The organism is Sphaerotilus sulfidivorans (genome assembly GCF_013426975.1).
Lineage (GTDB): Bacteria > Pseudomonadota > Gammaproteobacteria > Burkholderiales > Burkholderiaceae_C > Sphaerotilus > Sphaerotilus sulfidivorans.
This window is the reverse complement of record NZ_JACCPY010000053.1, coordinates 1-18,716: the sequence shown is the minus strand read 5'-3', so window position 1 is coordinate 18,716 and position 18,716 is coordinate 1. Positions and strand designations below refer to the sequence as shown.

Below are 18,716 nucleotides of genomic sequence, written 5' to 3'. Positions count from 1 at the left end.
GCTGCCGCTGCTGGACGCGCCCGGCGCCGGGCAGCCCCGACCCCTGCGGCCTGCAGCACCCAGCCGGCCACGTCGGCGAACCGGGCGAGCACCTGGCCAGCGCTGGCCCGCTGCCGCGGCTGGACGTGCTCGGCACCGGGCGACCCCGACCCCTGCGGCCTGCCGGCCACGCCCGCGAGCCGGGCGAGCACCTGGCCGACGCCGGCCGGCTGCCCGGTCTGGTCCCGTGGCCTTCTTCCTGGTGCTCACATGCGGCCGTCGATCTGGCCGGCCCCGACCCGCTGCCGCTGCTGGACGCGCCCGGCGCCGGGCAGCCCCGACCGCTTCGGCCCGTCAGTGCCGACGCCTCGCCGACCTGTCGGGTTACATGAACCATCAGTTCGCACCCGGAAACAGACCCGGAACCGGCGAGTTTCATTAGTCACGATAAGGCAACGTTATCGTTAGTAATCGCGGTTAACGGGTGGAATGAGGTCTGTAACCTGATTCGTGGATTTCCTGTAACTTAGGGCAATTTTTGACCGGCACCAGCCCCTGAAGGCCCGGCCGCTGCCGTTGCAGGATGTGCCCGACCCCGGACAACCCGAACCCCAACCCCTGCGACCTGCTGGCCACGTCGGCGAGCACCTGGCCAGCGCCGGCCCGCTGCCGCTGCTGGACGCGCCCGGCACCGGGCGACCCCGACCCCTGCGGCCTGCTGGCCACGTCGGCGAGCTGGGCGAGCACCTGGCCAGCGCCGGCCCGCTGCCGCTGCTGGGCGTGCTCGGCACCGGGCAACCCCGACCCCTGCGGCCTGCAGCACCCAGCCGGCCACGTCCGCGAGCTGGGCGAGCACCTGGCCGGCCCCGACCCGCTGCCGCTGCTGGACGCGCCCGGCGCCGGGCAGCCCCGACCCCTGCGGCCTGCCGGCCACGCCCCCGAGCTGGGCGAGCACCTGGCCAGCGCCGGGCACGCTGCCTGATCTGGTCCCCTGCCCGTCTTCCTGGGGCCGACTCCCCCCCGCTTCCCTGCCGTGGCCGTGGCTTGTACACTCGCGCCCGGCGCCGGTCTTCGGCGCTCGGGTTTGGCGACCCGGAAACACGGTGCAGCCGCCGCACCCGATGCGGCTTTTTCACGTCTATTTGGCGTGCTGCTTTCGCATGGTCCGATTCAATGGCGGACCGTGTGGGGACACCCGCGAGGGTGTGCCGGCCCCGTGTCCGGTTCGCCAACCCCGCACGGTCTGCCGCCCCTCTTGGCGAAGTGGGCGGTGGTTCAAACCTGTACACGGAATCTTCACCATGAACACCACCACCCCGGCCGCGCTGGCTGATCCGGCGCCGGACTCCAAGCAGCCATCACAAACCGGACTGCACCGCCCGCTGTTCGCTCCGCGACCGGCTGCCGGCGAGCCGTCACCGGACAAGGGCGGATCTTCGACCGAAGACGGCGCACGCCAGAAGCGGAAGCCGGGCAGACCCGGCAAGGCTTCTGAACCGATGCTGTTCAACTTCGATGGGCTACCTGTGCGGTCCGTGAAGATCAAGGGCGAACCGTGGTTTGTGGCTGCCGACGTGGCGGCGGTGCTGGAGTACCGAGACGCCTTCAATCTGGCCCGCATCCTGGATGACGACGAAAGGGGTACTCATGTTGTGAGTACCCCCGGCGGAGATCAAGAGATGTCCACGATCAACGAATCCGGCCTTTATGCGGCGATCCTGAAGAGCCGCAAGCCCGAAGCGCAACGGTTCCGGCGCTGGGTGACGGGCGAAGTTCTGCCTTCGATCCGCAAGACGGGCGGTTACCGACTGGACGACCACGCCCGGCGAGTGCGCGACGTGCTGGGCATCGTTGAACGGTCCATCAAGCTGCAGGGGCTGCGAGGCCCGGCCCGCCTGGAAGGCATCCGGGCTGCCGTGTCCGAGATCGCGCCGGACCTGCTGCACCTCGTGGCCACGCCTGCCACTGCGGCACCCGTCACCCCACCGCCTGCACCAGTCGGCGACCTTCCAACCCTGTTCGGCAAACCGCAGGAAGGCGCCGATCTGCTGCTGAACATCGCTGATTGGTTCCGAAAGCACGCCAAAAGCGGCTTTCTGCTGTGGGCGATCGACGAATACAACCCGAAGGAAGCCGCGCGCGTGGCCGGCTGGGTGCGGCCGTCTGCCAGTGGAAACGAGACGTTTTTCATCCTGGTGGACGTGTTCCGGTCTGAGGTCTGCAAGGGCTTCGACCACCGGGAGGCGCTGCGCCTGCTGGATGAGCGGGGGCTGGTCATCAAGGAAGGCAAGGAGCCGAAGCCGGGAGAGCCGGACAAACGGCGCATGGACACCAAGGCAAAGCCCCCGCGCTTTGAGGCGGGATCGGCGCAGGTGTACCGCATCAAGAGCGATGTTCTGAACCTCACCGCCTGACCCTGGACGACACCCAGGAAGAGCCGGCCATGCGCCGGCTTTTTTTGCGCCAGAGCAGGCCGTTTTCAGGGTGTCTCAGTCATTCCACAACCCATTCCACACCCATTCCACAAGCGATTGCGGACAGATTTAGAAAAAATAAATCAATGAAATCAATGGCTTACGGAGCATTGTTACATTTGTCCGCAATTCCACAAGATTTTCGGAAGTAAGGGGGCAAGGGAAGTACGAACAACGGCATCTAGCGGCGCTGTGGCCGGGGTCGTTCTGCACCAGAAATGTGCAGTTAGCCCTAGTCCGAAAGCTGGCGGGACAGCCGGCCACGTCGGCGATCCCGTCGAGACCCTGACCAGCGCCGGCCCGCTGCTGCGACTCGATCGGCTGGCCGGGCTGATCCCGTGGCCTTCTTCCTGGTGCTCACCTGCGGCCGTCGGTCTGGCCAGCCCCGACCCGCTGCCGCGGCTGGACGTGCTCGGCACCGGGCAGCCCCGACCCCTGCGACCTGCCGCCCGGTCTGGCCTCGTGGCCTTCTTCCTGGTGCCGCCTGAAGTGCAGGACGAGCGTGCAAACCACTGCAAGAACCGAAAGAAGAACTGGTTTTCACAAGAGGAAAAATGTATTGAATATCAGTGCTTTACTGACACTTTATGGTTTCCCTCCTCTCCACCAACGAAACCAGCAAAAAACGCCAGATCCGAAAGGGTCTGGCGTTTTTTCTTGCCCGAATCCGGGCTGGCCGGATCGGGTCGAGTGAAGCGTCGCGGTCAGGCCGAGGTGCGGTTGCGGCGGCGCTGCTGCCAGCCCAGCACGCCCAGGCCGGCAAACAGCATGGCCATCGGAGCAGGCTCCGGCACCGGGCTGACCGCGGTGTAGCTGATCGAGTCGAAGGTGGCCGTCGCGCCGCCGCGCACATAGCTGCCCAGCACGCTGGTCGCGCTGCCGGACTCGACCGCCCAGACATCAGCGACGATGCGGCCCTGCTCGTCCGGCACGTCGACGCCAGACAGCGTATGGACCGACTGCCCGTCGACCGACCAGGACAGCGAACCGGCCACCCAGCTGAAGGCATAGGTGTGCATGCCCGCTGACGCGTCGAAGCCCAGCGCGATCGACTGTGTCGTCAGCCCGGCGGTCGACGACAGGTAGCTGACGAACAGCGTGCTGGTGTCGTTGCCGGCAATGTGCATGCCGATCAGATCGGTCGGGCCGGTGGCGGCATTCAGCGTGCCGCTGTACTTCATGAAATCGGTGACGACGCCGGCGCCACTGGCCGCGCGAAAGGTCGCGCTGTAGGTGCCGAAGCCATAGCTGTCGTTCGACACCAGCTGGCCGGAGGCATTGGGCTGCCCGGCGCACTGCTCCTGCGCCACGCTGCACGGCCAGGTGTTGAGCCGCAGCGACATCTCGCCGGACCCGAAGCTCACATGGCTGCTGCGCCAGCCCACATCGATCGGATCGGGTGCGGCCACGCCATGGGTGCGAGTCCAGCGGCTGCTGTCGAAGGCATCAAGCCCGTCGACGAAGGAGGTGCCGGCCGCATGGGCGCCGACGGACAGGGGCAGCAGCAGCCACACCAGGGAGCGAAGGGTTCGGGCAACGGGCTTCATGGGGGAGTCTTTCAGTTGGCGGATGGCCTCGGCCACCGGTCCACGCACACCTCGGTGTGCAGCCTGAAGACAGGCTAGATCCCCGCATTTGCCCCGACATCCCCCCGTTTGAGCACTTTCGGCGAGGGGATCGCTTCAATCGAGGCCTGATGTGAAAAATTACAAGATGGATCGACCTCAATTCCAGGCGAAACCTGCCGACAGGCCACGCGCCCCCACACGGATTTCAGCGTGCCGGACGCAAGCCGATCTGCGCGCAGATGTTGCGCCCGGTGACGGTCAGACGCAGCGTGCCGCCATGCCATTCCATCCAGTGAATGGCGACGAAATCATCGATGACCACAGGATCGATCAGATCGGCGCGACGCCGCTGCAGGAACTCGATCGTGGACGGCAGCGCAGCACGCAGGCGCTGTTCGCGCGCTCGGCGTGCGTCCAGTGGCGGCTCCACCACGGACGACGGACTCGGACTGGTCATGAGGCACTCCCGGAGTTGGGCCACGATAGCACCATTCCGGCCGTGCCGCTGCTTCCGAACGCCCGGATGGACGTTCATGGAACTTCAAGGTACCTATCCACCAGCTGGAAGAATCGATCGTAGAACTCGCCGGCCGGAATGGTCTCGCTGGCCACCTTGACCAGCGAGTCGTCATTGGACGACAGCGGCAGAGAGACCGAGCCGATCGCGCTCACGCCCAGGCTGGCCGAGCTGGAACTCTTCTTCAGCGAGTAGCGATCCTGGACCGCGCTGACGAAGGCGATGGTCGAAGGTCGATCGTCGGGATCGCCGGCATTGGCCGCCGCATCCGAGGCGGACAGCGACGCGGCGCGGACCTCGGGCACGCAGACGATGTGGAACTCGATCTGCACATGCACCTCGGGCTGAGGCTGGAAGCTCTTGCGACCGGTCACCGAATCGGCGCGATCCGCGCTGCCCAGCAGATAGCCCTGGCTCATCAGCGCGCGCCGGGCCGCCTCGCAGGTGCTGGCGGTGGTCGACGGGAAGACCCGCGAGAAGGTCTCGGTGTTCGAGAAGGCCTCGTCGAGATAGACCTTGGCCTTGGCGGCCGCACCGCTCGAGGAGGTCGAGCAGCCGGACAGGGCCGTCAGCAGCGCCAGCGTGGCGGCCAGGGGTCGCAGGAGCGGCAGGTCGAAGGAACGCGTCATCGGCACGACAGTCGGTTCGGGCGGTCGGTGCGCATCGTAGCGCCGATCCCGGATCGGCGCAGATCCGATCAGGCGCGCGGCTTGCGCGGCGCCTTCTTCGCGGCCGGGGCCGGCTCGGCGGCGACCGGAGCGGCGGAGAACAGCTTGGCCGCACGGCCCTTGAGCTCGAGCAGTTCGTCGGGCGTGACCGAGTAGCGCGCTGCCATCGCATCGGCGCGGATGCCGAACTCGACCTCCTTCTTGCCGTTGGACAGCGTGCCGCAGGTGAAGTCGTAGTCGGCGTCGCGCGCCGGGAAGCCGTTCTTCTCGAGGTCGTAGCCCTGATAGCGGACCTCGGTGATCTCGCCGCTGGCGAAGTCCAGGACGCCGGTCGACTTGACCAGGGTGTCGGCGAGCTCGTCGACGATGACGATGGGCAGCTTCAGGTCCATGCGGGGTTTCTCTCTTTCCTTGTGCTTCGGGCGTCTTTCAGGGCGGCGGATGATGCCACAGCGCCATGTCCGGACACCGCACAATGCGGGCCGCAACCCGAATAGCCCGGAGGAACCGCCCCATGCCCCGCCTGATCGTCGGCCCCTTCAACCGCGTCGAGGGCGATCTCGAGGTCCGTCTGGACATCGCCGACGGCCGGGTGCGCTCGGCCGAGGTCTGCGCGCCGATGTACCGCGGCTTCGAGCAGATCCTGCTCGGCCGCCCGGCCGGGGACGCGCTGGTGATCGTGCCGCGCATCTGCGGCATCTGCTCGGTGTCGCAGTCGGTGGCGGCGACCCGGGCGCTGGCCGACCTGGCCGGCGTGCAGCCCCCGCCCAACGGCCTGCTGGCGACCAACCTGATGCTGGCCTGCGAGAACCTGGCCGATCACCTGACGCATTTCTATCTGTTCTTCATGCCGGACTTCACCCGCGAGGTCTACGCCACGCGGCCCTGGTTCGTGGAGGCGCGCCGGCGCTTCGCCGCCCTCTCGCCCGAGGGCTGCGGCGAGCACCACCGGCTGGCGACCGCGGCACGTGCGCGCTGGTTCACGCTGATGGGCCTGCTCGGCGGCAAGTGGCCGCACACCGGCAGCCTGGAGGCCGGCGGCTCGGCACGGGCGATCGACGCGGCCGAGCGGCTGCGGCTGCTGGCGCGGGTGCGCGAGTTCCGCGGATTCCTCGAGCGCACGCTGTTCGGCGCGCCGCTGGAGGCGGTGGCCGCGCTGTCCAGCCTGGCGGATCTGGCGCGCTGGCGCGCCGAGCGTCCGACCGGCACGGACGCCGGCGCCGGCGACCTGCGCTTCTTTCTCGATCTGGCCGACGATCTGGGGCTGGCGCGGCTCGGACCCGGGCCGGGGCTGTGGATCAGCCACGGCGCCTATCCGCAGCCCGACGGCACCCGCGCGATCGGCGGTGGCGTCTGGCGTGCCGGCGCGTCGGCCACCGCCGCGCTGGACCTCTCGCGCATCACCGAGGATGTGACCCGCGCCTGGCTGGCGGCCGACGGCGAACCGGCCCGCCACCCGGCGCGCGGCCTAACGCTGCCGGACGCCGACAAGCCCGGCGCCTACAGCTGGAACAAGGCGCCGCGCCTGGGCGGCGAGGTCGCCGAGACCGGCGCGCTGGCGCGCCAGCTCGCCGACGGCCAGCCGCTGCTGCGCGAGCTGGTCGCACGCGAGGGCTCGGGCGTGCTGGCGCGGGTGCTGGCGCGGCTGATGGAGCTGGCGCGCGTGGTGCCGCTGATGGAGGGCTGGCTGAAGGCGATCCGCCCCGGCGAGCCCTTCTGCCGCCCGGCGCCGCTGCCGGCCGAGGGCCAGGGCCGCGGCCTGACCGAGGCCGCACGCGGCGCGCTCGGCCACTGGATCGCGCTGCAGGGTGGGCGCATCCGCCACTGGCAGATCATCGCGCCGACCAGCTGGAACTTCTCGCCGCGCGACGCCAGCGGCCGGCCCGGCGCGCTCGAGCAGGCGCTGGAGGACGCGCCGGTGCACCCGGGCGAGACCACGCCGGTGGCGGTGCAGCACATCGTGCGCTCCTTCGACCCCTGCATGGTCTGCACCGTGCACTGACCCCCCTTCGCTGCAGGACGAACCCGCCATGCCCGACCGCCCGCCGCTCGCCCCGATGCTGCCGCCCGCCGACGGGCTGGACGACAGCGCCTGGCTCGACGTGATCCAGAAGATGGACGAGGTCTACTCGCAGCTGGTGGCCGACGAGGTCGCGCTCGAGGAGAAGAACGCCCAGCTCGAGCAGTCTCAGCAGTTCATCTTCAGCCTGCTCAGCGCGATGAGCGACGTGCTGGTGGCCTGCGACGCCGGCGGCCGCATCGAGGAGACCAACCGCGCGCTGGCCGAGCTGACCGGCCGCGACGAGGCCGCGCTGCGCGGCAGCGGCATCGCGGCGCTGATGGCCGACGAGGCCAGCCGGGTGCGCATCCGCCATGTGCTGGGCACGCCGGCGCTGCAGCGCGGCGGCACGGTGCTCGAGGTCGAGCTGCTCGACGGCGCCGGCCAGCCGGTGCCGGTCGACTTCAACTGCACGCCGCGGCTGGACGCGGCCGGGCGGCGCGTCGGCCTGGTCTTCGTCGGGCGGCCGATGGGCGAGCTCAAGCGCGCCTACCACCAGCTGCGCGAGGCGCACGAGGCACTCAAGCGTACCCAGCAGCAGCTGCTGCACTCGGAGAAGATGGCCTCGCTGGGCCGGCTGGTGGCAGGCGTCGCGCATGAGCTGAACAACCCGATCAGCTTCGTGCTCGGCAATGTGCATGCGCTGACCCGCTACACCGAGCGGCTGCGCCAGTACCTGGGCGAGATCCATGACGGCCGGCCGGTGGCCGAGCTCGCGCCGATGCGCCGCAGGCTGCGCATCGACCATCTGCTGGCCGACCTGCCTTCGCTGATGGAAGGCACGCTCGAGGGCGCGCAGCGCACCGCCGACATCGTGCAGGGCCTGAAGCGCTTCTCGGCCGCCGACCGCGACGAGCGCGGCCCGGTACGGCTCAACGAGGTGGTCGAGCAGGCGATCCACTGGGTGCGCAAGGGCACCGCGCCGGACTTCGTCGTGCACTGGCAGCCCGGTCCCGACAGCGTGGTCGAGGGCGCACCGGGGCCGCTGCTGCAGGTGATGCTCAACCTGATCCAGAACGCCTGGGATGCGGCCAGCGGCGCGGGCGCGAAGCCCCCGACGCTGTGGATCACCGGCCATCTGGAAGCCGGTCTGGCGCGGCTGGTGTTCCGCGACAACGGCTCCGGCATCGCGCCGGAGCATCTGGGGCGACTGTTCGACCCCTTCTTCACCACCAAGCCGGTCGGCAAGGGCACCGGCCTGGGGCTGTCGATCAGCTACGGCATCGTCGAGCAGCACGGCGGGCGGCTGCTCGCCGGCAACTATACCGACGGCGGGGCGGAATTCGTGGTCGAACTGCCCGCCCGCGGCTGAGGCTCAGAGGCTGGAGGCGCCTTCCTGGGGGGCGGCCGCCGCATGGGCGCCGTCATCCTCACGCGAATGGCTCGGACCGGGGTTGGCCTTCTTCTGCGCCTTTTCCGCCTTCTTCTTCTTCTTCTCCAGCTCGCGCTGGCGCTTCTCGAACGAGTAGTTCGGCTTGATGGGCATGGGGCGCCTTTCTCTGTAGTGGTGGATCAGGGTATCACGCGGGTCCCATCACCATTGAATCAGCCCGCAGCGGCCACACCGGGCGACAACTCAGACGCTTCGGTTCTGCTCCCTGATGGCGAGCACCAGGGCGTCCTTCATCAGGAAGACCGATCCCAGCACGGCCTTGAAAACCGTCTTCATCGGCACGCGGTAGGCCACGGGCCCCAGCCTCAGGGCCAGAACGCCCAGCGCCGGCAAGACCACCTTGCGCGCGGGCAGCATGCTGACCAGCCACTGCGGCACGGCGAAGCCCTGATCGATCGCGGTGTGCGCGTTCTTCACGAACCCGCGTGCGATCTCGTTGTAGAACTCCCGTTCGTCCCTCATGAATTTCTCGGGCAGCCAGTCCGATCCGACCTTGCGGATGGCCGCGATCAGCTTCGACAGGGAGTCGACCCCTGTCACATCGACATCGACCACTTCAGGCCGCGGCTTCGTGGTTGCACAGCCTCCAGCCAGCAGCAGCACGCTGGAACAGGCCATGAGAGCCCCTCTTCTTTTCACGATCTTGTCCCCCGTCAACACGGTTACTGAAAATTTTCAAATGTAGCATTTCTCCTTGTTTCAGCCACGGCCGACACGCTGCGCCCGGCGGAAAGTCCCCTTCCACCTTCGGACCCAGACAGGAATCCTCTCTTCCACCAGCGGATCGGGAACATTCTTCCCGGCGCCGCTCGTCCTGAAATTCATGTTTCCTGACAATGACTTGCGTCATTGAACAGGGATTTCCCTGGACCCGCGACAGGCAGGCACGCGACTTGTGACGTTCTCCGCGACAGAACCGAGGAGACACCACATGGAAACCTTCTACGAGGTGATGCGACGCCAGGGCATCTCGCGCCGCAGCCTGCTGAAATACTGCTCGCTGACCGCGACCTCGCTGGGCCTGGGCCCGGCCTTCGTGCCGCAGATCGCGCACGCGATGGAAACCAAGCCGCGCACCCCGGTGCTGTGGCTGCACGGCCTGGAATGCACCTGCTGCTCCGAGAGCTTCATCCGCAGCGCGCACCCGCTGGCCAAGGATGTCGTGCTGTCGATGATCAGCCTGGACTACGACGACACGCTGATGGCCGCCGCCGGCCACCAGGCCGAGGCCATCCTCGAGGAGATCATGACCAAGTACAAGGGTCAGTACATCCTCGCGGTCGAGGGCAATCCGCCGCTCAACGAGGACGGGATGTTCTGCATCCAGTCGGGCAAGCCCTTCATCGAGAAGCTCAAGCATGTGGCCAAGGATGCCAAGGCCATCATCGCCTGGGGCTCGTGCGCATCCTGGGGCTGCGTGCAGGCGGCCAAGCCGAATCCGACGCAGGCCACGCCGATCCACAAGGTGATCACCGACAAGCCCATCATCAAGGTGCCCGGCTGCCCGCCGATCGCCGAGGTGATGACCGGCGTGATCACCTACATGCTGACCTTCGACCGCATCCCCGAGCTGGACCGCCAGGGCCGGCCGAAGATGTTCTACAGCCAGCGCATCCACGACAAGTGCTATCGCCGGCCGCATTTCGACGCCGGCCAGTTCGTCGAGGCCTTCGACGACGAGTACGCGCGCAAGGGCTACTGCCTCTACAAGGTCGGCTGCAAGGGCCCGACCACCTACAACGCCTGCTCCACCGTGCAGTGGAACGAGGGCACCAGCTTCCCGATCAAGGCCGGCCACGGCTGCATCGGCTGCTCGGAGGACGGCTTCTGGGACAAGGGCTCGTTCTACGACCGCCTGACCACCATTCACCAGTTCGGCATCGAGGGCACCGCCGACCAGATCGGCGGCGGCACCGCCGCGGTGGTCGGCGCAGCGGTGGCCGCACACGCGGCCGTCTCGGCGATCAAGCGCGCCAGCACGCGCGACAGCGCCACCACCGACCACTGAGCGCGGCCCCCGGCCGCATCCGCCCCTCCCGGACACCGCAGGACAGAGAGAACACATCATGGGCGTCATCGAGACCCAGGGCTTCCAGCTCGACAACACCGGCCGGCGCATCGTCGTCGACCCCGTCACCCGCATCGAGGGCCACATGCGCTGCGAGGTGAATGTGGACAAGGACAACATCATCCGCAACGCGGTGTCGACCGGCACGATGTGGCGCGGCCTGGAGGTGATCCTCAAGGGCCGCGACCCGCGCGATGCCTGGGCCTTCGTCGAGCGCATCTGCGGCGTGTGCACCGGCTGCCACGCGCTGACCAGCGTGCGCGCGGTCGAGGACGCGCTGGGCATCCGCATCCCGCTCAACGCCCATCTCATCCGCGAGATGATGGCCAAGACGCTGCAGGTGCACGACCATGCGGTGCACTTCTATCACCTGCACGCGCTGGACTGGGTGGACGTCATCTCGGCGCTGAAGGCCGACCCGAAGAAGACCTCCGAGCTGCAGCAGCTGGTCTCGCCTTCGCATCCGCTGTCCTCGCCGGGCTATTTCCGCGACATCCAGACCCGGCTGAGGAAGTTCGTCGAGAGCGGCCAGCTCGGCCCCTTCATGAACGGCTACTGGGGCTCGAAGGCCTATGTGCTGCCGCCCGAGGCCAACCTGATGGCCGTCACCCACTATCTGGAGGCGCTGGACCTGCAGAAGGAATGGGTCAAGGTCCACACCATCTTCGGCGGCAAGAACCCGCATCCGAACTACCTGGTCGGCGGCGTGCCCTGCGCGATCAAGCTCGATGGCGACGGCGCCTCCGGCGCGCCGATCACGATGGAGCGGCTCAACTTCGTCGAGGCGCGCATCAAGGAGATGATCGAGTTCAACCAGAACGTCTACATCCCGGACGTGCTGGCGATCGGCACGATCTACAAGCAGGCCGGCTGGCTGCACGGCGGCGGCCTGAGCGCGAAGAACATCGCCGACTACGGCACCTACGAGAAGGTGCCCTACGACTTCAGCACCCACCAGCTGCCCGGCGGCGTGATCCTCGACGGCAACTGGGACAAGATCCACCCGATCGATCCGCGCGACCCGGAGCAGGTGCAGGAGTTCGTGACCCACAGCTGGTACAAGTACGGCGACGAGACCCAGGGCCTGCACCCCTGGGACGGCGTGACCGAACCCAACTACCAGCCCGAGGGCCCGAACTTCAAGGGCACCCGCACCCGGATCGAGCAGCTCGACGAATCGGCCAAGTACTCGTGGATCAAGTCGCCGCGCTGGCGCGGCCATGCGGTCGAGGTCGGCCCGCTGTCGCGCTACATCCTCGGCTATGTGCATGCCACCCAGGGCAACAAGCACTGCCAGCGGGTCAAGGAGCAGGTGGATGTCTCGGCGCGCATGATCAACAGCGACCTGCCCAAGGCGCTGGGCCTGCCCGAGACCAGCCTGAGCCTGAAACAGCTGCTGCCCAGCACCATCGGCCGCACGCTGGCGCGCGCGCTCGAGAGCCAGTACTGCGGCGAGATGATGATGGACGACTTCCGCCAGCTCGTCGGCAACATCAAGGCCGGCGACACCGCCACCGCCAATGTCGAGAAGTGGGATCCGAGCACCTGGCCGAAGGAGGCCAAGGGCGTGGGCACCGTGGCCGCACCGCGCGGCATGCTGGGCCACTGGATCAAGATCAAGGACGGCAGGATCGAGAACTACCAGTGCGTGGTGCCGACCACCTGGAACGGCAGCCCGCGCGACCACAAGGGCCAGATCGGCGCCTTCGAGGCCAGCCTGCTGAACACGCCGATGGTCAACCCGGAGCAGCCGGTCGAGATCCTGCGCACGCTGCATTCCTTCGATCCCTGCCTGGCCTGCTCGACCCATGTGATGAGCCCGGACGGCCAGGAAATGGCCACCGTCAAGGTGCGCTGAAGCGCAGCGGCGACCTGTCCCCCGAGGAGATTGAGATGACCATGAAGACGAAGAATATGAAGATGAAGAAGGCGACGACCCTGCGCGCCCTGGGCGCGGTCGCGGCGCTGGCGGCCACCGGCGCCGCGCAGGCCCACACCGGCCATGGCACCGACAGCCTGTTCGCCGGCCTGGCACATCCGCTCGGCCTCGACCACCTGCTGGCGATGGTGGCGGTGGGCACCTGGTCGGCGGTGGCGCTGCCGGCAGGGCGGCGCGTGGCCGGACCGGCCACCTTCCTGGCCGCGCTGCTGGCCGGCGCGGTGGCGGGTGCGGCCGGCCTGGCGCTGCCGCTGACCGAGACCGCGATCGCCGCCAGCGTGCTGCTGTTCGGCCTGATGCTGGCCTTTGCGCGGCAGGTGCCGGTCGGTGCCGGCCTGGCGCTGACCGCCGCCGCCGCGCTGATGCACGGCCTGGCGCACGGCGCCGAGCTGCCGGCCGGTGGCCTGTTCGCCGGCTACGCCGCCGGCTTCGTCGTGACGACCGCGCTGCTGCACGCCGCCGGCCTCGGCCTGGGCCGGGCGATGGCGGGCCTGCAGGTGCGCGTCTGGCAGGCGCTCGGCGGTGCGGTCGGTCTGACCGGCCTGGTGCTGCTGGCCCGCGGCTGATCGCCGCCCACCCTGCCGGCCCGCCAGCGGCGTCGGCATCACGAGGAGGAGACAAGCATGAGCACAAGCACCCCGTCGGCCCACAAGCTGGCCGACGCCACCGGCATCGATGCCGACGCGGTCGCGCACGGCCAGTCGATCAAGTCGGTCTATGTCTACGAGGCGCCGGTGCGCCTCTGGCACTGGATCAACGCACTGGCGATCACCGTGCTGGCCGTCACCGGCTACTTCATCGGCCGCCCGCTGCCGACGATGCCCGGCGAGGCCAGCGACCATTTCCTGATGGGCTACATCCGCTTCGCGCATTTCGCCGCGGCCTATGTGTTCGCGGTCGGCCTGCTCGGGCGGATCTACTGGGCGCTGGTGGGCAACCACCATGCCCGCGAGCTGTTCACGCTGCCGCTGCTGACGCCCGCGTACTGGAAGGAAGTGTTCCGGATGATCGGCTGGTACCTGTTCCTGGTCCCGAAGCCCAACCAGTACGTCGGCCACAACCCGATGGCGCGGCTGGCGATGTTCTGCGGCTTTTTCCTGTTCTCGATCTTCATGATCTGCACCGGCTTCGCGCTCTACGGCGAAGGCCTGGGCGCCGGCTCCTGGGCCGACCGGCTGTTCGGCTGGGTGATCCCGCTGATGGGCCAGTCGCAGGATGTGCACACCTGGCACCGGCTGGGCATGTGGGGCATGGTCGTCTTCGTGACGCTGCATGTCTATGCCGCGATCCGCGAGGACATCATGGGCCGCCAGAGCATCGTCAGCACGATGATTTCCGGCTACCGCACCTTCAAGGACTGATGCGCGCCACCCCGCGTCCGCCCGTCCTGCCGCTGGCGCCACGCGGCGTGCCGCTGCGCCGGCCCGAGCACCCGGGCCGCTTCCTGAACCGCCACTGCCTGATGCCGCTGGGCATCAGCCAGAGCGCGGCGGCACGGCTGCTGGGCATCTCGCGCCGGCGGGTCAGCGAGCTGGTGCTGGGCCAGCGCGCGATGTCGGCCGACACCGCCATCCGCTGCGCGCTGGCCTTCGGGGTGGACGCCGGCTTCTGGCTGCAGCTGCAGGCGCGCTGGGACAGCTACCACCACTGGCGCGAGCTGCGCGAGCGCATGCGCGAAGGCCGCGACCGGCCGGTGCAGCGCCCCCCGGCCGGCTGAGGCGCACGCCCGTTCCCCCCGAATCCTTCCGACCGCCGAGGTCAACCATGACATGCAACACGCCTGAACCGACCTGCCACCCCTCGGGTGACACCTCCCCGCCCCTGCCGCCCGGCCCGATCGTGGTGCTCGGCATCGGCAATGTGCTGTGGGCCGACGAGGGCTTCGGCGTGCGCTGCGTCGAGGCGCTGCAGCGCCAGTGGACCTTCGCCGAAGGCGCCGGCCTGCCCGAGGTGCAGCTGATCGACGGCGGCACCCAGGGCCTGTACCTGATCCAGCATGTGCAGGCCGCCGCGCGGCTGCTGATCCTCGACGCGATCGACTACGGCCTGGCGCCCGGCACGCTGCACCAGGTCGAGAACGAGGAGGTGCCGAGGTTTCTCGGCGCCAAGAAGATGAGCCTGCACCAGACCGGCTTCCAGGAGGTGCTGATGCTGGCGCAGCTCACCGGCCACTATCCGGCCGAGGTGCTGCTGATCGGCTGCCAGCCCGAGGAGCTCGAGGACTACGGCGGCAGCCTGCGCCCGAAGGTGCGCCTGGCGGTGGACGACGCGCTGGCACTGGCGCTGGATCGGCTGCGGGCCTGGGGCGCGCGGCCGGTGCCGCGCGACCTGCCGCCGGACGCCGACGAGGCGGTCACCGTGCCGACGCTGTCGCTGCAGGCCTACGAGGCCGGCCGGCCGGATGCGGCGCTGGCCTGCCGCATCGGCGACGAGCGCTTCATGCCGCCGGCGGCCCGCAGCGCCGCGGGAGCCTGAGATGTGCGTCGGACTGCCGATGCAGGTGATCGCCCCCGCGCCCGGCCAGACGCTGCCGGCCGGCTGGGTCCGGGTGGCCGGCCGCGGCGAGGAGCGTGCGGTCGACACCGCGCTGGTCGGCGCCTGCGCGCCCGGCGAGTGGGTGCTGGTCTTTCTCGACCGGGTGCAGGAGCGGCTGGACGCACGGCGCGCCGCCGAGATCGACGCCACGCTCGACCTGGTCGCCGGCGCGATGGGCGGCCTGCTGCCCACCGATGCGGCGGCCGCCTTCGCGCTGCCCTCGGCGATGGACGCCGCCGCGCTGGCGGCGCTGACCGGCGCGCCTGCGCCCGCCCTGTCCCCCCTGTCCTCCACGAACACGGAACTTCCATGATGAACGCTCCCGTCATCGACCCGGCCGTCGGCATGGCCGATCCCGCCGCCGCCCTGCACCCGCTGTTCGCCCGCCTGGTGCGCGAGTTCGGCGCCTGCGTCGTCACGCCCGACCGCTGCGCGGCCTGGGCCGCCGAGGGCGGCGACCGGGTGCTGCTGCTCGGCGGCGACCCGGTGCGCTTTCCCGAGGCGCTGGACGTGGCGGTGGTGCTGCCCGAGCTGCGCCGCGCCCACGGCGACCGCTTCTCGATCGGCGTGGCCGCGCGCGAGCACGAGGAGGCGCTGGCACGCCAGCACGGCTCGCAGCGCTGGCCGGCCCTGATCTTCCTGCGCGACGGCCGCTATCTCGGCACGCTGGCGGGCATGCACGACTGGACCGACTATGTCGCGCAGGTCGGCGAGATGCTCGCGCGCACGCCGACCCGCGCGCCGATCGGCATCGCGGCGGCAGGCACTGGTGCCGATGCGCCGTCCTGCCACTGAGTGCCCCCACCGATCCCGATCCCCCGATCCGCGGAGACCCCGATGAACACCCCCTTCTCTTCCGCCCGCCCCTTTCCCATTCCGGTGGTGGCCCTCGGTCCCGGCAGCCAGGACGACGACGAGCAGCTCGACTACATCACCATGCCGCAGGGCATGAGCACCTACCGCGCGCCGGCGCTGCCCGAGCCGGAGGAGCTGGCCGGTCACGCCGGCGCGGTCGGCGTGCTGGCGCAGGCGCTCGAGCGGCTGCAGGCGCTGCTGGCCGGCGAGACGGTCGAGCCGGTGCGGCTCGACGGCCTGACGGCGGCCGATCTGGCGCTGGTCAACCAGGTGCTCGGCGAGGGCGAGGTCAGCGCCCAGCTGCTGGCCGAGCCCGACCGGCTCGAGGCCGGCGCGCGGGTGCGCATCCAGGAGTCGGTCTTCGCCGGTGTCTGGCGGGTGATCGAGACCGGCGAGGACGGCACGGTGCACGACAGCATCGAGCTGGGCGCGGTGCCGGCGGTGCTGCACCGTGCCGCACGCGAGGACGCCCGCCCGGTGCCGGTGCCCGCGCCGGATGCACCGCTGCCGCCGGGCGTGCTCAATGCGCCGTCCATCCTGATCGAGCTGGCCGAGCACCGCCAGCACTGGCGCGAGGGCCGGCCGCCGGAGGTGGTCAACCTGACGCTGCTGCCGGTCACGCCGCAGGACATTACCTGGCTCGACCACCAGCTCGGCACCGGCCGGGTGGTGATCCTGTCGCGCGGCTACGGCAACTGCCGCATCACCAATGCGCGCGCGCTCAACACCTGGCGGGTCGTCTACTACAACTCGCAGGACACGGTGATCCTGAACTCGGTCGAGGTCTGCGCCATCCCGGAGGTCGCCTGCGCGGCCCGCGAGGATCTGGAGGACTCGGCCGAGCGGCTGGCCGAGGTGCTGCAATGGGTGAGCCAGGCATGAACCCGGACGCGAACACGCCCGCCCGCTTCGAGGGCAGCTATCTGGGCGACGCCGCCCGACTGCCGGCCGATGCACGACTGGAATGCAAGATCTGCTGGTGGGTCTACGACCCGGCGGTCGGCGACGAGGTCTGGCAGATCCCGCCCGGCACGCCCTTCACCGCGCTGCCGGCGCACTGGCGCTGCCCGGAATGCGACGGCGACGCCGAGCAGTTCATGGTCATCGCCGAGGACGCCCCGCGATGAGCGACGACGCGCCGCAGCGGCGTCTGGCCGGGCTCGAGGCGGTGTTCCGCCGCATCGCGACCACGCGCATGCGCGGCGTGCCGGTGCTGAACCCGGCGCTGTCGGTGCAGGCGGTCGGCTTCGGCCCGGATCCGCTGCGCACCGCGCCCGGCGCGGCGCCGACGATGCTCGGCGTGCTGGTCACGCCCTGGTTCATGAACCTGCTGCGCCTGCCGCTGCAGCCGGTGGACGGCCACGATGCCACGGCGCTGCAGGCGGCCGGCCTGGCGCCGCTCGGCCACACGGTGGTGCGCCGCTACGGCGAGCACGCGCTGGACTTCACCGGCGCGCACGAGGCCGAGGACCTGGGCGCCTGGGAGCAGGCCTCGCTGTTCTCGCCGATGTTCGCCTTCGCGGATCAGCCGGCGGCCGTGGCCACCGCGCGCGAGGTGATGCGGCTGCTGCGCCAGTCCTGGAGCGAGACCGCACCGCCCCCCTCTGCCCCCCGTCATCCTCGCGCAGGCGAGGACCCACGCACGCCAGCCACGGCGCCCTTCGTGGGTGCCCGCCTGCGCGGGCATGACGGGATCGGCTGGCAGGCCGGGGCGGGTGGATCCGACCGGGAGCGCACGCGATGACCGACGCCCGCGCCCTGGCCGGCCACCTGCGCCTGCACCCGGGTCGCCGCGACGGCCCGGCGATCAGCGGCGGGCGGCCGGACTGGCTCGTCCGGCTGGCGCCGGGCCGCGACGCCGACACCCTGCCGACGCTGCTGGGCGCGCTGTTCTCGCTGTGCGCCGACGCGCACCGCGACTGCGCACGCGCCGCGCTGCGCGCCGCACGCGGCCAGACGGAGTCCGCCGCCGAGGCGGCCGTCGCCGCGCAGGCGCTGCGCCTGGGCACCGCCCGCGAACATCTGCTGCGCCTGGGGCACGAGCTGCCGCGACGGCTCGGGATGAATGCCGACGCGGGCGCCGCCTGGCTGCGTTCCAGCCCGCCCTGGCGCGACGATCTCGATCCGATCGCGCGGCTCGCCGCGCTGCCGGCCTGGCTGCAGCGGCATCTGCTCGGCATCGCTCCGGTCGACTGGCTGCGCCGGCACGCGGCCGCGCCGTGCGATCGGCTCGAGGCCGTCGCGCACTGGGCGCAGGAACAGGCCGGCCGCCCGGAGGTCGATCCCGGCTCGCCGGTGCATGCGCTGGCCGCGCTCGCCCCGCTGGCACGCACACTGGCCACGCCGGGCCCGGCGGCGCTGCGCCCCGGCACGACCGACTGGGCCGCGCTGGCCCGCGCGATGGATGCCGACGCCGGCTTCTGCCGCCTGCCGCACCGTCCGGGCGACGCGACGCCGGCCGGCGTGCCCGACACCGGCCCGTGGTGCCGCGAGGCCGATGCGCCGGCCGAGGCCGCGCAGGCCGGCGCCAGCGCCTGTGGCCGCTCGGACAGAGCGTGATGCTGATGCTGATCGTCATGGTGCCCTGGGCCTTCGGGACCTTCGCGACCAATTCCGCCCAGCAGGCGCGGCTGGGCGCGGCGGCGCCGGCGCTGGCGCCGG

At 70.0% G+C, this 18,716-nt stretch carries 23 protein-coding genes; 17 read left to right on the top strand and 6 right to left on the bottom strand.

Annotation, left to right across the window (positions count from 1 at the left end; translation table 11 throughout):
• From HZU84_RS19060 to HZU84_RS19050, 3 genes are all read left to right on the top strand, one after another.
• Positions 1–371: hypothetical protein (locus tag HZU84_RS19060; RefSeq protein WP_219341013.1), on the top strand; the 371-nt coding region annotated here is incomplete at its 5' end.
• 191 nt (positions 372–562) lie between these two features.
• Positions 563–961 (top strand): hypothetical protein, encoded by a 399-nt coding sequence (locus HZU84_RS19055; RefSeq protein WP_180693082.1) that lies wholly within the window; start codon positions 563–565, stop codon positions 959–961.
• A 319-nt stretch (positions 962–1,280) separates the two neighbouring features.
• A complete protein-coding gene (locus tag HZU84_RS19050; protein WP_219341012.1) occupies positions 1,281–2,393 on the top strand; it encodes a BRO-N domain-containing protein in 1,113 nt (370 codons plus the stop codon).
• A gap of 764 nt (positions 2,394–3,157) precedes the next feature.
• Here the strand turns inward: HZU84_RS19050 and HZU84_RS20775 are convergent.
• The 4 genes from HZU84_RS20775 to HZU84_RS19030 all read right to left on the bottom strand — a co-directional run bounded on the left by HZU84_RS20775 (position 3,158) and on the right by HZU84_RS19030 (position 5,598).
• Positions 3,158–4,000, bottom strand: a complete 843-nt coding sequence (locus HZU84_RS20775; protein WP_149505268.1) for a family 16 glycosylhydrolase — start codon at positions 3,998–4,000, stop codon at positions 3,158–3,160.
• Between the two features lie 226 nt (positions 4,001–4,226).
• Complete coding sequence (locus HZU84_RS19040; RefSeq protein ID WP_149503859.1) at positions 4,227–4,478, bottom strand: hypothetical protein; 252 nt, start codon at positions 4,476–4,478, stop codon at positions 4,227–4,229.
• A gap of 74 nt (positions 4,479–4,552) precedes the next feature.
• Positions 4,553–5,167, bottom strand: a complete 615-nt coding sequence (locus tag HZU84_RS19035; RefSeq protein WP_149503860.1) for a DUF2242 domain-containing protein — start codon at positions 5,165–5,167, stop codon at positions 4,553–4,555.
• Positions 5,168–5,235: 68 nt separating this feature from the next.
• The gene (locus HZU84_RS19030) at positions 5,236–5,598 is read right to left on the bottom strand and encodes a hypothetical protein (RefSeq protein ID WP_149503861.1); all 363 of its coding nucleotides are present in this window, start codon (positions 5,596–5,598) and stop codon (positions 5,236–5,238) included.
• Positions 5,599–5,720: 122 nt separating this feature from the next.
• Between HZU84_RS19030 and HZU84_RS19025 the strand changes: the two genes are divergently transcribed.
• Together HZU84_RS19025 and HZU84_RS21030 are read left to right on the top strand one after the other, a co-directional pair.
• Positions 5,721–7,208 carry a nickel-dependent hydrogenase large subunit gene (locus HZU84_RS19025; protein ID WP_149503862.1) on the top strand — a complete coding sequence of 496 codons (1,488 nt, stop codon included), beginning with the start codon at positions 5,721–5,723 and terminating at the stop codon, positions 7,206–7,208.
• Between the two features lie 28 nt (positions 7,209–7,236).
• A complete protein-coding gene (locus HZU84_RS21030) occupies positions 7,237–8,577 on the top strand; it encodes a sensor histidine kinase (RefSeq protein WP_149503863.1) in 1,341 nt (446 codons plus the stop codon).
• Positions 8,578–8,580: 3 nt separating this feature from the next.
• Here HZU84_RS21030 and HZU84_RS19015 read toward each other — a convergent pair whose 3' ends face one another.
• Positions 8,581–8,751 (bottom strand): hypothetical protein, encoded by a 171-nt coding sequence (locus HZU84_RS19015; RefSeq protein WP_180693081.1) that lies wholly within the window; start codon positions 8,749–8,751, stop codon positions 8,581–8,583.
• Between the two features lie 90 nt (positions 8,752–8,841).
• Positions 8,842–9,276 (bottom strand): hypothetical protein, encoded by a 435-nt coding sequence (locus HZU84_RS19010; protein ID WP_149503864.1) that lies wholly within the window; start codon positions 9,274–9,276, stop codon positions 8,842–8,844.
• A gap of 313 nt (positions 9,277–9,589) precedes the next feature.
• Here HZU84_RS19010 and HZU84_RS19005 point away from each other — a divergent pair, with 313 nt between their 5' ends.
• Genes HZU84_RS19005 through HZU84_RS18950 form a run of 12 tightly spaced genes read left to right on the top strand, consistent with a single transcriptional unit; the run spans position 9,590 to position 18,614 of the window.
• Entirely contained in the window at positions 9,590–10,666 is a 1,077-nt protein-coding gene (locus HZU84_RS19005) for a hydrogenase small subunit (RefSeq protein ID WP_149503865.1), read from the top strand.
• Positions 10,667–10,724: 58 nt separating this feature from the next.
• Entirely contained in the window at positions 10,725–12,584 is a 1,860-nt protein-coding gene (locus tag HZU84_RS19000; RefSeq protein ID WP_149503866.1) for a nickel-dependent hydrogenase large subunit, read from the top strand.
• A gap of 41 nt (positions 12,585–12,625) precedes the next feature.
• The gene (locus HZU84_RS18995; RefSeq protein WP_244954278.1) at positions 12,626–13,231 is read left to right on the top strand and encodes a HupE/UreJ family protein; all 606 of its coding nucleotides are present in this window, start codon (positions 12,626–12,628) and stop codon (positions 13,229–13,231) included.
• Between the two features lie 57 nt (positions 13,232–13,288).
• Positions 13,289–14,026 (top strand): Ni/Fe-hydrogenase, b-type cytochrome subunit, encoded by a 738-nt coding sequence (gene cybH, locus HZU84_RS18990; RefSeq protein ID WP_149503867.1) that lies wholly within the window; start codon positions 13,289–13,291, stop codon positions 14,024–14,026.
• Positions 14,026–14,382 (top strand): HigA family addiction module antitoxin, encoded by a 357-nt coding sequence (locus HZU84_RS18985; RefSeq protein WP_149503868.1) that lies wholly within the window; start codon positions 14,026–14,028, stop codon positions 14,380–14,382. Before cybH ends, HZU84_RS18985 begins: the two co-directional genes overlap by 1 nt.
• 47 nt (positions 14,383–14,429) lie before the next feature.
• Entirely contained in the window at positions 14,430–15,140 is a 711-nt protein-coding gene (locus HZU84_RS18980) for a HyaD/HybD family hydrogenase maturation endopeptidase (RefSeq protein ID WP_149503869.1), read from the top strand.
• Between the two features lies 1 nt (position 15,141).
• The gene (locus tag HZU84_RS18975) at positions 15,142–15,513 is read left to right on the top strand and encodes a HypC/HybG/HupF family hydrogenase formation chaperone (RefSeq protein ID WP_149503870.1); all 372 of its coding nucleotides are present in this window, start codon (positions 15,142–15,144) and stop codon (positions 15,511–15,513) included.
• Entirely contained in the window at positions 15,513–15,995 is a 483-nt protein-coding gene (locus tag HZU84_RS18970; protein WP_244954279.1) for a thioredoxin domain-containing protein, read from the top strand. Before HZU84_RS18975 ends, HZU84_RS18970 begins: the two co-directional genes overlap by 1 nt.
• A 42-nt stretch (positions 15,996–16,037) precedes the next feature.
• Entirely contained in the window at positions 16,038–16,937 is a 900-nt protein-coding gene (locus HZU84_RS18965; RefSeq protein WP_149503872.1) for a hydrogenase expression/formation protein, read from the top strand.
• A complete protein-coding gene (locus HZU84_RS18960; RefSeq protein ID WP_180693080.1) occupies positions 16,934–17,182 on the top strand; it encodes a rubredoxin in 249 nt (82 codons plus the stop codon). The genes HZU84_RS18965 and HZU84_RS18960 overlap by 4 nt, the downstream gene beginning before the upstream one ends.
• Entirely contained in the window at positions 17,179–17,799 is a 621-nt protein-coding gene (hybE, locus tag HZU84_RS18955; protein ID WP_180693079.1) for a [NiFe]-hydrogenase assembly chaperone HybE, read from the top strand. The genes HZU84_RS18960 and hybE overlap by 4 nt, the downstream gene beginning before the upstream one ends.
• Positions 17,796–18,614 (top strand): hypothetical protein, encoded by an 819-nt coding sequence (locus HZU84_RS18950; protein ID WP_180693078.1) that lies wholly within the window; start codon positions 17,796–17,798, stop codon positions 18,612–18,614. Before hybE ends, HZU84_RS18950 begins: the two co-directional genes overlap by 4 nt.
• Positions 18,615–18,716 lie beyond the last annotated feature (102 nt).

Bases quoted from the DNA above. Each gene is read 5' to 3' on its own strand.
- HZU84_RS18975 (WP_149503870.1), top strand. From the start codon at position 15,142: ATGTGCGTCGGACTGCCGATGCAGGTGATCGCCCCCGCGCCCGGCCAG.
- HZU84_RS18965 (WP_149503872.1), top strand. From the start codon at position 16,038: ATGAACACCCCCTTCTCTTCCGCCCGCCCCTTTCCCATTCCGGTGGTG.
- HZU84_RS19000 (WP_149503866.1), top strand. From the start codon at position 10,725: ATGGGCGTCATCGAGACCCAGGGCTTCCAGCTCGACAACACCGGCCGG.
- HZU84_RS18960 (WP_180693080.1), top strand. From the start codon at position 16,934: ATGAACCCGGACGCGAACACGCCCGCCCGCTTCGAGGGCAGCTATCTG.
- HZU84_RS19040 (WP_149503859.1), bottom strand. From the start codon at position 4,478: ATGACCAGTCCGAGTCCGTCGTCCGTGGTGGAGCCGCCACTGGACGCA.
- hybE (WP_180693079.1), top strand. From the start codon at position 17,179: ATGAGCGACGACGCGCCGCAGCGGCGTCTGGCCGGGCTCGAGGCGGTG.
- cybH (WP_149503867.1), top strand. From the start codon at position 13,289: ATGAGCACAAGCACCCCGTCGGCCCACAAGCTGGCCGACGCCACCGGC.
- HZU84_RS18995 (WP_244954278.1), top strand. From the start codon at position 12,626: ATGAAGACGAAGAATATGAAGATGAAGAAGGCGACGACCCTGCGCGCC.
- HZU84_RS19050 (WP_219341012.1), top strand. From the start codon at position 1,281: ATGAACACCACCACCCCGGCCGCGCTGGCTGATCCGGCGCCGGACTCC.
- HZU84_RS18970 (WP_244954279.1), top strand. From the start codon at position 15,513: ATGAACGCTCCCGTCATCGACCCGGCCGTCGGCATGGCCGATCCCGCC.
- HZU84_RS20775 (WP_149505268.1), bottom strand. From the start codon at position 4,000: ATGAAGCCCGTTGCCCGAACCCTTCGCTCCCTGGTGTGGCTGCTGCTG.
- HZU84_RS18980 (WP_149503869.1), top strand. From the start codon at position 14,430: ATGACATGCAACACGCCTGAACCGACCTGCCACCCCTCGGGTGACACC.
- HZU84_RS19015 (WP_180693081.1), bottom strand. From the start codon at position 8,751: ATGCCCATCAAGCCGAACTACTCGTTCGAGAAGCGCCAGCGCGAGCTG.
- HZU84_RS21030 (WP_149503863.1), top strand. From the start codon at position 7,237: ATGCCCGACCGCCCGCCGCTCGCCCCGATGCTGCCGCCCGCCGACGGG.
- HZU84_RS19035 (WP_149503860.1), bottom strand. From the start codon at position 5,167: ATGACGCGTTCCTTCGACCTGCCGCTCCTGCGACCCCTGGCCGCCACG.
- HZU84_RS19025 (WP_149503862.1), top strand. From the start codon at position 5,721: ATGCCCCGCCTGATCGTCGGCCCCTTCAACCGCGTCGAGGGCGATCTC.
- HZU84_RS19030 (WP_149503861.1), bottom strand. From the start codon at position 5,598: ATGGACCTGAAGCTGCCCATCGTCATCGTCGACGAGCTCGCCGACACC.
- HZU84_RS18950 (WP_180693078.1), top strand. From the start codon at position 17,796: ATGACCGACGCCCGCGCCCTGGCCGGCCACCTGCGCCTGCACCCGGGT.
- HZU84_RS18985 (WP_149503868.1), top strand. From the start codon at position 14,026: ATGCGCGCCACCCCGCGTCCGCCCGTCCTGCCGCTGGCGCCACGCGGC.
- HZU84_RS19005 (WP_149503865.1), top strand. From the start codon at position 9,590: ATGGAAACCTTCTACGAGGTGATGCGACGCCAGGGCATCTCGCGCCGC.
- HZU84_RS19010 (WP_149503864.1), bottom strand. From the start codon at position 9,276: ATGGCCTGTTCCAGCGTGCTGCTGCTGGCTGGAGGCTGTGCAACCACG.
- HZU84_RS19055 (WP_180693082.1), top strand. From the start codon at position 563: ATGTGCCCGACCCCGGACAACCCGAACCCCAACCCCTGCGACCTGCTG.